The sequence below is a fragment of the Bradyrhizobium ingae genome, assembly GCF_055791185.1.
This window is the reverse complement of the sequence record NZ_JBVUBB010000024.1, coordinates 86,430-99,506: the sequence shown is the minus strand read 5'-3', so window position 1 is coordinate 99,506 and position 13,077 is coordinate 86,430. Positions and strand designations below refer to the sequence as shown.

The 13,077-nt window shown below is 61.3% G+C and carries 9 protein-coding genes; 4 read left to right on the top strand and 5 right to left on the bottom strand.

Features of this window, described 5'->3' with window-relative positions; all coding sequences use genetic code 11:
- Positions 1-960: 960 nt before the first annotated feature.
- The 4 genes from ACV1FX_RS28290 (at position 961) to ACV1FX_RS28275 (ending at position 5,491) form a co-directional block, all read left to right on the top strand.
- Positions 961-1,983 carry a sugar ABC transporter substrate-binding protein gene (locus tag ACV1FX_RS28290; RefSeq protein WP_458147284.1) on the top strand — a complete coding sequence of 341 codons (1,023 nt, stop codon included), beginning with the start codon at positions 961-963 and terminating at the stop codon, positions 1,981-1,983.
- Positions 1,984-1,990: 7 nt separating this feature from the next.
- Complete coding sequence (locus ACV1FX_RS28285; RefSeq protein ID WP_473120838.1) at positions 1,991-3,493, top strand: sugar ABC transporter ATP-binding protein; 1,503 nt, start codon at positions 1,991-1,993, stop codon at positions 3,491-3,493.
- A 12-nt stretch (positions 3,494-3,505) separates the two neighbouring features.
- Complete coding sequence (locus ACV1FX_RS28280; RefSeq protein ID WP_473120837.1) at positions 3,506-4,534, top strand: ABC transporter permease; 1,029 nt, start codon at positions 3,506-3,508, stop codon at positions 4,532-4,534.
- 333 nt (positions 4,535-4,867) lie between these two features.
- Positions 4,868-5,491 carry a histidine phosphatase family protein gene (locus ACV1FX_RS28275; protein WP_473120865.1) on the top strand — a complete coding sequence of 208 codons (624 nt, stop codon included), beginning with the start codon at positions 4,868-4,870 and terminating at the stop codon, positions 5,489-5,491.
- A 134-nt stretch (positions 5,492-5,625) separates the two neighbouring features.
- Here the strand turns inward: ACV1FX_RS28275 and mtnK are convergent, their stop codons facing one another.
- The 5 genes from mtnK to mce form a co-directional block, all read right to left on the bottom strand.
- Positions 5,626-6,915 carry an S-methyl-5-thioribose kinase gene (mtnK, locus tag ACV1FX_RS28270; protein ID WP_473120836.1) on the bottom strand — a complete coding sequence of 430 codons (1,290 nt, stop codon included), beginning with the start codon at positions 6,913-6,915 and terminating at the stop codon, positions 5,626-5,628.
- Between the two features lie 254 nt (positions 6,916-7,169).
- The gene (locus ACV1FX_RS28265; protein ID WP_473120835.1) at positions 7,170-10,439 is read right to left on the bottom strand and encodes an adenylate/guanylate cyclase domain-containing protein; all 3,270 of its coding nucleotides are present in this window, start codon (positions 10,437-10,439) and stop codon (positions 7,170-7,172) included.
- 179 nt (positions 10,440-10,618) lie between these two features.
- Complete coding sequence (locus tag ACV1FX_RS28260; protein WP_473120834.1) at positions 10,619-11,995, bottom strand: FAD-binding oxidoreductase; 1,377 nt, start codon at positions 11,993-11,995, stop codon at positions 10,619-10,621.
- Positions 11,996-12,316: 321 nt separating this feature from the next.
- The gene (locus tag ACV1FX_RS28255; RefSeq protein ID WP_473120833.1) at positions 12,317-12,592 is read right to left on the bottom strand and encodes a DUF1467 family protein; all 276 of its coding nucleotides are present in this window, start codon (positions 12,590-12,592) and stop codon (positions 12,317-12,319) included.
- Positions 12,593-12,600: 8 nt separating this feature from the next.
- Positions 12,601-13,005, bottom strand: a complete 405-nt coding sequence (gene mce, locus ACV1FX_RS28250; RefSeq protein ID WP_284263465.1) for a methylmalonyl-CoA epimerase — start codon at positions 13,003-13,005, stop codon at positions 12,601-12,603.
- Positions 13,006-13,077: the final 72 nt, after the last annotated feature.

The following is a 13,077-nucleotide window of genomic DNA, read 5'->3' as shown; positions in this document are numbered from 1 at the left end:
GAACCATTCGTTCGCCGAGAAACTAAACACCGCGCCGAGCCCGAGTCGAGGTCAGTTCGCCGCTTTGCTTGCGCGATCACAAATTTCTCGAAAACTGTGTTCGCCACGCCCGACCGGAGGCTGACGTCCGGCATTTGAGGCAGATGCAGGGCAACCCCATATCCACAGATATCTTATATTTGTCATATACTTAGGGGCGGAAAAGCCTGATCATTTCGTTAACTGCATGAATTTTGAACAATCGTTGCCGAAAATGATGACAAGTGAGAAAAGTTGATCTAGCATCTCTTTGCTCAGGCTGGCCGCGAGGTCGAAGTCTGGTGGTCCAAGTCTCGGGAGGAGCCCCTGGCGCGCAAAACGCAGCGTCGCCCCGTTCAATCAAGATCAAATCTCAGATATCGGGGATAATAGGGTCGACACAATTTTTGAGCGGGGCTAGGGCCCCGCTCTCTTTTTTTGTGCCGGTGTTCAACGCCGATCGACGCATCAGCCAATTTAGTCGAAAGACTTGCAGCGACGCGCTGCGACGATCTGACATCACTCGTCCATCAGCGGCCGTTTTCCGAACATCCGGAAGCGCAGGCGAGGTGTCGCAATGACGGCGGCGAGCCGATTCCAAGATCGATAGTCGCCCTCATGATCGGGCGCCCCCCGATTTCGTCAGCAAGCGCTGCGGACATTTCCGCACGGCGCTGCGAGAAATATCCTCGCACGACGCCTACGGCACACCACAAGAGTTGCTCGTCGTCTTCTTTCGCGCGACCCGTGATGTGCTGCCTGTAATGCGCTCCGAGAGCGCGGGCTTCGCCGGCATTTCGGCCCAGCTCTCTTTGCGTTGCACCAAGGTGCAATGTCGCGGTTCGCGAGAACGGGTGGCGTGAACTCGTCGATTGTGAGACACTGCCCGCCTTGGTAGCGCAAACAATGACGCTGCCAACGATAAAATCATGGGAGCGAGCGATGTCCGAGACGAAAGATTTCTCGACAACCAGGCGCGATCTTCTTCAGGCGGCAACGACCGCCGGCGCCGCGGCGGCCATCCTCGGCGGCATGGGGATCAACCCTGCACTTGCAGCCGAGATGGGACGTTCGGAGAAGCCGTTGAAGGCGGCATTCTCCAATGCAGGCCTGCAGGCCACATGGTGTGCGCAGGGCAAGCAGGCGGCAGAATTCTGGGGCAAGCTGTTCAACGTCGACGTGACCTGGTTCGACGGTCAGCTCGACGCGGTGAAGCAGCGCGCGGCCATCGACAACATGGCCTCGCAGAAATGGGACTTCGTCGCGATCCAGGCCTTCGGCATCGGCACCCTCACCCAGCCCGTGCAGAAGATGATCGATGCCGGCACGCCCGTCATCGACATGGACACGCTGATCGCACCGCTCGATCAGATCAACGTGCATTCCTTCCTGGCGCCGGACAACGAGTTCATGGGTGCATCGGTGACCCAGGCGCTCTGCAATGCCATGGGCGGCAAGGGCAAGATCATCATGACGCAAGGCGCGCTCGGCCACACCGGCGCGCAAGGCCGTGCGAAGGGTTTCAACTCGGTCGTCAAACAATTCCCCAACATCGAGGTGCTCGACACCCAGCCGGCCGATTGGGACGTCTCCAAGACCGCGCGCCTGTGGGAGACCTATCTGACGAAGTATCCGCAGATCGATGCGGCCTTCTTCCACAATGACGACATGGCGCTCGCGGCCGCCAACATCATGAAGGCGCACAACCGCACCAACATCCTGATCGGTGGCGTCGACGCCATGCCGCCCGCGATCCAGGCGGTAAGCGAGGGCCGGATGTACGCGACTGTCCGCAATCCCTCATGCCGCATCCATGGCGGCGCCATCATCGCGGGCGTCGCTGCGGTCGTGGGCGGGGAAAAGAGCGGCCAGGGCATTCCGAAAAGCGTGGTGACGGATGGTCCGGTCGTGACCAAGGCCAACGCCGCCGGCATGCAGTGGATGGAGGATCACTTCCTGATCTGATTGCTCCATGCCTGAAGGCCGTTCGCCGATCCTGGAACTACAGGGCATCACGAAGAGCTTCGGCGGCGTCGAAGCGCTTCGGGGTGTGGACTTTGCGCTGTACGCCGGCGAGATCCATGGTCTCGTCGGCGAGAACGGCGCGGGAAAAAGCACGCTGATGAAGATCATCGCCGGCGTGCACCCGGAATTCTCGGGCCGCTTCCTGGTCGACGGGAAAGAGACCCGGTTCCGCTCGGCCCGCGACGCGCACGCGGCCGGCATCGCCATGGTGCATCAGGAGCTCAGCGTCGCGCCCGATCTCACGGTTGCCGAGAATGTCTTCCTCGGCAACCAGCCGACCAACCGGCTTGGCCTCGTGCAGTGGCGGCGCATGGCACACGAGGCCGGCGAGCAGCTCGCCCGCTTCGGCATCGACGTCGATCCGATGACGCGACTCGGTGACCTCCCGATCGGCCTCCAGCAGCTCATCGAGATCGCCCGCGTGCTGTTCTCCGGGGCACGCATCGTCATCCTGGACGAGCCGACCTCCGCCCTCTCGCCGCCCGAAGTGGAGCGCCTGTTCGCGACGCTGCGGCGCCTGCGCGACGAAGGCACCGGCATCGTCTTCATCTCGCACTTCATCGAGGACATCTTGCGCGTGTCCGACACGGTGACAGTCTTCCGCAACGGGCGGAAGGTCGCCGAGACCGCGGCGAGCGCGACCACCAAGGGCGCCCTGATCGAGGCCATGATTGGCCGCGGTGGCGAAGCTCTCGAGCACAGCTACACCGACGACCTGATGCTGCCCGCCGCCAACGGGGGCCCGGTCGTCCTCAAGGTCGACCAGCTCTCACTCGCACGCAGCCTCCAGGACGTCTCGTTCGAGGCGCGTTCCGGCGAGGTGCTGGGCATCTACGGCTTCATGGGCTGCGGACAGCAGGAGCTGTCGCGCATTTTGTTCGGCAAGCTGAAGCCGGACAGCGGCGCCCTCATCGTCGACGGCACGCCAAAGTCCTTCGCTTCCACCGCAGCCGCGCGGCGTGCGGGCGTGGCGCTTGTCCCCGAGAGCCGGCGCGCGATGCTGTTCCACCAGGAGCCGGTCTACAAGAACATCTCGATCAGCATTCTGGGTCGCATCTCGGCCATGCTCCTCAAGCCGACCCAGGAGCGCGACATCGCACAGCGCCAGGTCGAGCAGCTTCAGATCAGGCCGCCCGTGGTGGGCCTCGACCTCGGCATGCTCTCCGGCGGCAACCAGCAAAAGGTGGCGCTGGCCAAATGGCTGACCTATCCGCCGCGGCTTCTGGTCCTCTGCGAACCAACGCGCGGCATGGACGTCGGCGCCAAGAACGACGTCATCAACATCGTGCGCGACCTCCGCGCCAAGGGCCTTGCCATCATCGTGCTGTCGACGGAACCGGAGACGGTGCTGTCGCTGGCCGACCGCATTCTCGTGCTCAAGCGCGGCGCGGTGGTGCGCGAATTCAAAAACGAGCCTGTCAGCAAAGACCGCCTTTTGGAGGCGGCGTGACGGAGAAGCACAATGGCGAGCAGTGAAGCAGTTTCCGGAGCGGCCCGCAGACCTCGCGGCGTCGGTTCCTTCCTGCGATCGCAGATGCGCAACATCGCGCCATTCCTGACGCTGATCTTCCTGAGCCTGTTCTTCGCCTTCGCAAGCCCCTCCTTCGCCACGCTGGACAATCTCGGCAACATCCTCACCCAGGTCTCTGTGACCGGCGTGATCGCCGTCGGCCTCACCTTCGTGATCCTCTGCGCCGAGATCGATCTCTCGATCGCCAGCATCGCCAACGTTACCGGTATTGCGGTGGCCTATTTCACCATGCAGGAATCCTACGTCAACATCGCCAACATTCCCCTTCCCGGCGCCGTCGCGATCCTGCTTTCGCTGCTGCTCTGCGCGGCTCTCGGTTTCGTCAACGCACTGGGGCTGACCGTGATCGGCATCCCCTCCTTCATCATGACGCTGGCGATGATGCAGATCGCGGCCGGCATCTCCGCGCTGCTGGTGCGCGGACAGATCGCCTACAAGGTGCCCGATCTGATCGCGACCCTCGGCTCAAGCTCGATCGGCGGCATACCCTGGATCGTCATCGTCGCTGCCGTGATGCTGCTCGCCGGCCACCTCGTGCTCACCTACACGCGCTTCGGCCGCTACGTCTACATGGTCGGTGGAAACCGCGAGGCGGCCGAATATTCCGGCCTTAACGTCAAGCTGATCCTCGGCGTCGTGATGGTCATTTCGGCGGTCTGCGCCGGAATTGGCGGCATGCTCGGCGTTGCCCATTTCGGCAGCGCGCAGCAGAACGAGTTCGACACTTACCTCCTCGACTCCATCGCCGCCGTCGTGGTCGGCGGCACCAGCCTGTTCGGCGGCCGCGGCGGCATCGGCAACACCATCGTCGGCCTGTTCGTGCTGGGCGTGCTCAACAACGGCCTCGACCACGTCAACATCGACAGCTTCCTGAAGATCCTGATCCGCGGCCTGATCCTGCTCGCGGCGCTGATCATCAACGTCTACGCGCAGCGGCTGCGGGAGAAAGCGGCGGAGTAGAGGACGCGATAACCTCCTTTCAAAATATCGAAAACAACCCCATGCAAAGTAGTCGATAACGGCCAACCCAAACTTTTGTTCTGCGAAATTTATTTTGATGCATGGGGGCAAATCAGTGACACAATGGCATCATGGCGCCGCTGTATAAAACCGTAGGGTGAGCAAGACGCGGCCATAGCCTGATTGACGCGAGTTGAACGAAGGCAAGGTAGAGATCTGGCCAATCGCAACTCTTCTGGCTCGGCCTCGGTTCGTGAACGCGGACGTCACCCTGTCGATAATCCCCGATGAAACCGTAGAAAATGAGCCGGAGCGGACGTGCATGGTTCTCCGATGCAAAAAAGGTCGTGCAGCTTGTCCACGTGTTACACTAGCCAGATGAATCGCTTCGACATTTACTTGGTGCGACACGGCAGGCCGGATTGCGATCGACGACACCGCCTATCGCGAACTGCTTTCATCGACTGGCTTGACACTTATGCAGCGGCGAGAGTTTCGCAAACACCGCCCAATTCAGCGATATGCCATGCGGCCGCACGTGTTTCGCAAGCAATTTTTGCTAGCGAACTGCCGCGAGCTAAGGACTCGGCGGCGATGTTAGCCGGTGATCGGCCTATCCGAACCGACGCGGTTTTCAACGAGACCGATGTTGCGATCGTACCATTGAGTTTGTCGCTTCCGCCTGGGTTTTGGACGGCAGCAGGTCGACTTTTTTGGCTTGCGGGCGGGGTTGCACAAGAAACTCATTCGGGGGCCAAAATCAGGGCATCGCGAGCAGCGTCAATCTTGCTCACGGAAGCCACGAAAGGCGGTGTTCTTCTCGTTGGGCACGGCTGGATGAACCGCATGATTGCTGGCGCGTTGGTCCAAAACGGAATGCGGCGTGTTGAAGCCACCGGCTCAGGATACTGGGCGGTGATGCGTTTCTGCCAAGACGGCATTCGCGCTGGACGTTGAGGCCTTCTCACAAAATTGGCAGAGGTTCCGAGCATTCCGCTATTAGCCCCACGGCGGCAATTGCTGCGGTAGCATAAAAGCGCCGGTGTCAGGGCGAAGCGGTCATCACTGACGATTTATGTGTGCGCGCCTAACTACCTTGCAAAATCCGGCCGCCAGTCGCCCACTTCACGCGCCGCCGCCGTCACCGCCCGGATCGTCGTGAACGACGGCGCTTCCAGCATCATCCTGCGTGCGAGCCGGAGAGCGCGCGCCTCACAGATCGCCCGCTGCTTCTCGTCAGCGATCGCTTCGAAATCGAGATTGTGCGCGAGGCCAAGGATACGGCGAATGGTCTTGGCCGCGGCGAAGCCGATGGTGTCCTGGAACAGCCGCGCCATGTAGGCCTGCCGCTCGGTCTCCAGTCGCGCGGCGCCGGCCTCACCGGGGAATAGCGAAACGGGATAGCCATCGCCCCTTGCCTCACGTCGCCACAAGTCGAGAAATTTGCGTGCGAACTCGTTCCAGACGCCCTCGATCGTTTCCAGTATCCAGGCCTCGAACGCCGCCCGGTCGTCCGGCGAGCGCTCGTGTCCGGATGAGGCCAGGTAGGCCATCAGCAGGTTGGCGATGACGGCCCCGACGTCAAAGCCCATCGGGCCAAAGAACGCGAATTCGGGATCGATGACCCGCGTCTCGCTCTCAGTGACCATGATCGAACCGGTGTGGAGATCGCCGTGGATCAGCGCCTCTGGGCTCGCCATGAATTTTAGCTTCAGCCGGGAGATCGCGACATGCAGCTCCATGTCGTCGCGCAAGGCCGCGGCCGTCGCGTCCAGATAGGGCGCGGTCCAACGGTTCTGCTCCGCGATCCGATAGGGATCGGTGAAGATCAGATCCTCGGTGATCTTGCAGAGCGCGTGGTTACCGGCAAAGGCCGCAATCCCCTCCTTCTTCTCCGCGGCAACGAGCGCAAGATCGGACGTGAAGAACAGCGTCCGCGCCATAAAGGCGGAGACGTCGTCGACGAAGCGCGGATATTGCGTGCCCGCAATCAACCCCTTGCGCATGATGATGTGCGGCTCCAGCAGCTCCATCACCGTGAGCGCAAGCGTGTCGTTGTGATGCAGCACCACCGGCACGAGGCCTGGCGCGAGCTCGGCCTGTCGCGTCAGCGCCAGATATTCGTAGTGCGCACGAGACAGCGGCAACGGCCAGCTTTCCCCGACCAGGCGGACATAGGGCAGCGCCTGCTTCACGGCGACGCCGCCGCGCGCTCCCTTGACGATGAAGACGAGATTGAGATTGCCGTCGCCGACCTCCGTGATCGACCAGTCGTCCGGCGCACCGCCGAGAGCCGCCACCAGCTTCGGACGGCCCGCGAGATAGTCCCGCAAATCCGCCTCATGCAAAATCCGATAGTTCTCCGCCTGCCCCTGCGTCATGACGTTTCCTGCCCATGGTCTTGGCCGGATCGTCAGTCGCGCTTTGGGAAGCTCGAGCCGATGTCGGCCTTTCTTTCGATCGGATCGTAATCGCAATAGACGCCGTCCGCCACCAGCGTGAAGCTCGCAATGACCGTATATTTGTCAGGCTTGACCGAGTTCAGGCCGGCGCTCTCGATCGTCTGACTCTAGCCCCTTACCAGTGAGCGGCGACCGCTATGGAGATAACAAAATCGGTCTCGGCTGTAGCACGATCAGCCCGTGGATAACGCCTGCTCAATCCTTATCGCACTGAGCTTGAGGCCAGCTTGGCCCGCTTGATCCTGTAGATGCCGCAGCTCGCACAACGTTCTGTCATTGCCCCGTCCGCAACCAAAATCCGCCAACGCTTGCCCCAGCGCGATGAAGAAAGCGCTCCAGGGAAGTGGCTCAGCTTCCGTAAAGGTTGCCAAGCCGGAGGCATATCGATCGACCGAGCTCCAGTCCCGGACGCTGAGCGCGGCCTCCATGGCGTCCCGGTAGAACCAAAGGTGATTGTGTCCAACACAGCCTGCGGTCAGAATTTGCTCCCCCTCGCTCAGTGCTTTCTGTTGCTGGGCGAGGTCTTCCACGGCAAGCGCCTGCTCGGCCAGAACACGCGGCCCGAAAAACGTGATTCCGGTCTCCCGGCTCACAGCGATGGCCTCATCCAGCAACCGTCGGGCTTCGGACTGTCGGCCCTCCGCCCGACTGATCTTCGCCAGATATGTCAAGTTTTCCGGCACGAAACGACGTGCGCCGATGCGCTCAATAAGCTCCCCGGCGTGTCGTAGTTGGTCTCGCGCTCGCTGCAGCTCGGCCATATCATACAAGGCAAACGCAGCTATATTCCGAGCGAGCAATTCCGCGCGCTGGTGACCCACGCGCACGGCTGCTTCAGCGGCTGTGAGTGCGTCCTCCGCTGCCGTCGGCAACTCGTTCGCATATTGGCGTGTCAGTGCAGCCATGTTGAGATTGGCGACCTCGATGCGGCCGAATCCATGCTGGCGGCTGACGGCGACGCATTGATCGAAGTAACGGCGCGCCGTTAGCATCCGCCCCCGAACATAGGCGGCGTCGCCCAAGCCACCCAGCGCCTGCGCTTCGCGCTCAGCCGAGCCGGCTTGCCGGGCGTACCGCAAGGCCAGATCGTGCTGCTTGACGCAGCTCTCGATCTCGCCGAGGGGGAAGTACAGATTGCCTCGGAGATGGTGTATTCGAGATAGGTCGACGACCAGGTTCTCAGCGGACGCAAGCGCCTGGGCTTGTTCCAGAGCTTGAAGTGCGTCCTGAATCTGATCGCTGATCCGCATCACGGCAGCCAGGCCGATCCACGCCCGGCAACGGTCAATGGTATCTCCGCCGACTTCGAGAGCTCGTTGAAAAGCCTGCCGCGCTTCGGCGATTGCACCGAGATCATGTAGAAGCTCACCTCGAAATTGGGTCAGCGCGTAGACATCGGGCCGCTCGATTGCGAGAGCGAGACCACGTTCGACAAGGTGCAGTGCCCGCTCATTATGGTAAGCGGCGGCCTGCGATCGAGCCGCCGACAGGTAGGCACGAGGTGCAGCGGGATCGCCAGCGCGATCGAGATGAGCCGCATGAAGCACAGGATCGCTTTCGGCGAAGCATTCGGCGGCTCGTCGATGCAGCTCCCGGCGGGTTGCGGTCAACAGCGAGGAATAGGTGCCCTCCTGGACGAGGGCATGAGCAAATTGAAAATCATTGCCGTCCGGACGGACGAGATCCTGCTCGATGAGGCCTTTACAGACATAACGGTCGTTGTTGATGAGTTGGTGCAGGAGATCGAGTGAGAAGCGTTGGCCCAGCACCGAGGCTGCCTGAAGGGCGTGTTTATCCGCTGGCTCCAGGGTGTCCATCCTCGCCTGCACGAGGCTCTGAATGGATGCCGGAATGCTGTTCAGATCGCCTTCGCCACCGCTGCGCAGGAGCTGCTCCAGAAACAGCGGATGTCCATCGGATCTTTTCACACATGCGAGCGCAAACGGTTCGCTCACGTCGCTGAATTCGCCCGCGAGGGCAAGCGCATCTTGCTCGCGCAGGGGACCAAGATCGATTGTGATAAGAGGCGCGGAGCGTGTCCGGCTGCGCCACATCACGTCGAGTTGGTCTCCTTCCGTGCGTGAGGTCAATACCAGGACGAATGGACAAAGTGCGGTGAGCCTTGCCAGCTCAGCTGCATGTGCAAGAGCGATGGCGTCGGCCCAGTGCAGATCTTCGATTGTGACCATCTGCGGCTGGCTTGCGCTTTGCCGTTTGAGTATCTCGGCCACGGTCTTGCGTTTTCCGAGATTGCGCGCCGAATTATCCATGGCGTCATACAATGCCCGCAGTTCCGTCGGCTGCGGCAAGTCGAGTAGATCGTTCAAAAAGACCAGCTGGTCGGGGTTCAGGAGCTCATTCGAGAGAAGCCGTTCCGCCGCCGCGCGAGCGGCTCTCTCGTCCTGTCCTGAGCATCCAAGGCAGCTGCGGACCACCGCTCGAATAGCGTCCTGACCTTTGCCGACCCCGAAATCGAGCACGCGGCCGACATGGCAGGCGAAGTGTTGACCCGAGGCGATCCGCTGAAACTCCTCAACCAACCGCGATTTGCCGATCCCGGCCTCGCCGCGAATGTACAGGGCGAGTCCCGTACCCGCGTCTCGACAGCTGGCAATAACACCCTTGAACTGGACCAGTTCGCCGTGTCTGCCCACCACGCGCCTATGAATGCGCTGTAAATCGGCGATCCGCAGGCTGTGAACGCGCCAGACCGGGACCTGCTTGTCGAGACCTTTGATCGATATTGCGCCGACCTCTTCTCCTTCGAAGCGATCCAGTAAAGAGTGGTAGACGGCGCTGGAAACGAAAGTCTCGCCTGGCCCGGCCATCGCGGTCAGGCGCGAGGCAAGGTTCACCGAATCCCCTGTCACAGTGTACTCCTGCCGCTCGCGACTGCCGGTTTTGCTTGCGACCACCTGGCCTGAGGCAAGCCCCAGGTGGACCTTCAAAATGCGGCCAGCCTTGTCCCTGAGCCTCTCGATCGCTGGATGAATATCGAGCGCGGCGCGCACCGCTCGTTCCGGGTCATCGGTGTGGGCGGTGGGCGCGCCGAATACTGCCATCACGCAGTCGCCGATGTGCTTGTCTATCGTGCCGCCGTAGTTCACGACGATATCGTCGATGAGCTCGAAGTAGGAGTTGAGCAGACGGTGAGTCTCCTCCGGGTCGAGTGCCGAGCTGAGGCGGGTGAAGCCAGACAAGTCAGCAAAAAGGACGGTGACCTGTCGCCGATCGCCCGCCGCAGACTGGCTCTCGGTGGCAGGCGGAAGCAGGTCAGGCCCCGAGAGGACAGTTGCGAAAGCGGCGCCGCAGCCGCCGCAAAATTTCACGCTCGATTGATTTAGGAAGCCGCAATTTCGGCATGGAATGGGTAGCGCGCAGCCGCACTCGGCACAGAACCGACGGTCTGAACTGTTTTCTGTCTTACAGCTCGCGCAGCGCATCCTGGAGCCCTCGCGAGGCGACCGCGGTCTGCAGAACGATCCGGCTCACGGTTTAGATAATCTCGCGAGTCCAGCCGATCCTTTGCCGGCGCAGGCGCCGGGTACGCATTCGCACTTCGCAAGGCGCGAACCGACCAGTTGGGCCGTGCACCTGGGAGCCTTGTGCAGTTGCGGTTCGTTCAGGCCGCAGGCCTGATATTCTGGTTTACACGGAAGAGGTTGGTCGGATCGTAGCTCTTCTTTACAGCGGCCAGGCGGTCGTAGTTGTTGCCAAAGCTCGCTTTGAGCCTCGCGTCACCCTCATCGTCCATCATGAAGTTCGGGTACGCCCCCGCCAGGTTATAGGGATGAACCGCTTCCCAATAAGCTTTGGTCCAACGCGTGACCGGGCCCGCCTTTTGCGGATTCGGATCAATCCCCGCGATAACCATTGACCAGGTGGCGTCGCGGCAATTCCAGGCGGTCGCCCCACTGTCGATGCGATGAACGGCTCCGTCGATGGGGTAAAGGTGCATAAGCGACAATTCGCTCGGCGTGTTTGCGGCCTGCGCGAGATGCGCGTCGATCGCCTCGTCTGGTAGATTCTTGACGAAATCGCCGCGCCAGTACCATTGCATTCCTGCCGGGTAGAGCCCGTCGAACATGCTCTGTACGGCGGGATATGGCATCATCCCCATCCAGTTGATCCATGGATCGGGCAGTCCACCAAGTAGAGGCTCGAGCGCCTTCTTGCCATCGTCCTCCCCGCCATTGTAGCAGCACATCAGAAGGCAAATCGGCTTTCCCCACAGCTCCTGCGGGAAGGGAGCGGATGACAGAACCGTCTTCAAGCCAAGGAAAATTCCGAGGTCCTCCGTCGCTTGGGGCAGGAACTCGCGATAGCGTTGCATGATCGCGCGTGCATGCCTCTGATCCCAGGCGAGCGGCCCAGCGTAGACCTGACTGACCGGATGAAGCCGGAAGACGAAATTCGTGACCACGCCAAAATTGCCGCCGCCGCCGCGCAGGGCCCAAAACAGGTCAGGATTCGTATCCTTGTTGGCTCTCACGAAGCGACCGTCGGCGAGAACGACGTCCGCCTCCATCAAATTGTCGATCGCCAAGCCGTACTTGCGTGACAGATACCCGTGACCTCCGCTCAGCGTCAGTCCAGCGATGCCGGTGGTGGATATGATGCCAGCCGGAGTAGCCAATCCGAACGCATGGGTCGCGTGGTCGACGTCGCCCTGGGTGCATCCGGCAGCCACCTCTGCGGTCCGGGCAACCGGATCGACCCGCACGCCCTTCATTGCGGACAGATCGATGACCAAACCATCTTCGACGCTACCGAGCCCTGGGCCATTGTGGCCACCGCCGCGGATTGCAACGGCAACACCGGTATCGCGGCCGAAATTGACCGCGGCAATCACGTCGGCAACATCGACGCATTTCGCGATCAGGCGCGGACGCTTGTCAATCATACCGTTGTAGAGCTTGCGTGCGGCGTCGTAGGTCGCGTCTGACGGGGTTACCATCTGGCCGCGAAATCCCTTCGCCAGGGCTGCCAGGTCGGTCATGTCGTCCCTCCTATTTCACAAGCGGAGCATGCTCGCTTGGCGATCTAGGCTGGTCGCTAGGCAGTTAAATTCTCCGCCATTGCTTTCGTCTGGCGTGAAGTCCGCGAGGTTCAACGAGCTTGCCCAAACCGCAAGTCATGCGTCGAATCGTCGCTATCGGATCATCCAGAAAAGGAACGTGGGTTGCCGCGATCAGATGGTCAGGTACGCAACATCAGCAGACATGGTCGCAAATGAACCGAGGCTGCGCTTGAGGTCAGCTCTTACTCCAAAGCCACGGCGTTCAGGCAGTGGCTTTGCACTAATGATTCCGCGCCCTAGCTAGAACGGCATTCCCATCAGTTTCGACAAGCGTTCGATCGAGAGATAACCGGCATGGTAGGCAGACATGCCGATGGCAAAAATGACCGCCGAGATCAGCGTGGTCCAGATCAGCTTGCGGCGCATTCCAGTCAGGATCGGCGCGCCGGGATCGGTGCCGGGCGCGCCCTCGCCGTCCTCGTGCTGGCTCCGGATGCCGAATGGCAGCGTCAAGAACAGCGCAATCCACCAGATGACAAAGTAAATCGCGACTGCCGTCGATATCTGGTAGGCCATGCGCCGCCCTACGCCTGCTCGATCTCGACCAGCGCGCCGGAAAAGTCCTTCGGATGAAGGAACAGCACCGGCTTTCCGTGCGCACCGATCTTCGGCACGCCGTCGCCGAGCACCCGCGCGCCCTCTTTCACCAGCACGTCACGCGAGGTGATGATGTCGGCAACCTCATAGCAGACGTGATGGATGCCGCCGTCGGCATTGCGCTCAAGGAACTTTGCGATCGGCGAACCTTCGCCATAGGGCTCGATGAACTCGATCTTCGTATTGGGGAGGGTCACGAAGACTGTGGTAACGCCGTGCTCGGGCAATGCGACGGCCTCCGATATCTGTGCCCCGAACGCTGCGCCGTAGATCTTGGCGGCCTTCACGGCATCCTTGGTCGCGATCGCGACGTGGTTAAGCCGGCCCAGCATGGTTCTCTCCCTTAGAGCATGATCCGGATCCGAAGGGCCGCGTTAGCGCAAAGTGCGAAGCGGTTTTCCGGA

What these genes read in the sequence shown, in the direction of transcription:
- ACV1FX_RS28290 (WP_458147284.1), top strand. Translation starts at nt 961, where the DNA reads ATGTCCGAGACGAAAGATTTCTCGACAACCAGGCGCGATCTTCTTCAG.
- ACV1FX_RS28255 (WP_473120833.1), bottom strand. Translation starts at nt 12,592, where the DNA reads ATGGCCTACCAGATATCGACGGCAGTCGCGATTTACTTTGTCATCTGG.
- ACV1FX_RS28280 (WP_473120837.1), top strand. Translation starts at nt 3,506, where the DNA reads ATGGCGAGCAGTGAAGCAGTTTCCGGAGCGGCCCGCAGACCTCGCGGC.
- ACV1FX_RS28265 (WP_473120835.1), bottom strand. Translation starts at nt 10,439, where the DNA reads ATGCGCTGCGCGAGCTGTAAGACAGAAAACAGTTCAGACCGTCGGTTC.
- mce (WP_284263465.1), bottom strand. Translation starts at nt 13,005, where the DNA reads ATGCTGGGCCGGCTTAACCACGTCGCGATCGCGACCAAGGATGCCGTG.
- mtnK (WP_473120836.1), bottom strand. Translation starts at nt 6,915, where the DNA reads ATGACGCAGGGGCAGGCGGAGAACTATCGGATTTTGCATGAGGCGGAT.
- ACV1FX_RS28285 (WP_473120838.1), top strand. Translation starts at nt 1,991, where the DNA reads ATGCCTGAAGGCCGTTCGCCGATCCTGGAACTACAGGGCATCACGAAG.
- ACV1FX_RS28275 (WP_473120865.1), top strand. Translation starts at nt 4,868, where the DNA reads ATGCAAAAAAGGTCGTGCAGCTTGTCCACGTGTTACACTAGCCAGATG.
- ACV1FX_RS28260 (WP_473120834.1), bottom strand. Translation starts at nt 11,995, where the DNA reads ATGACCGACCTGGCAGCCCTGGCGAAGGGATTTCGCGGCCAGATGGTA.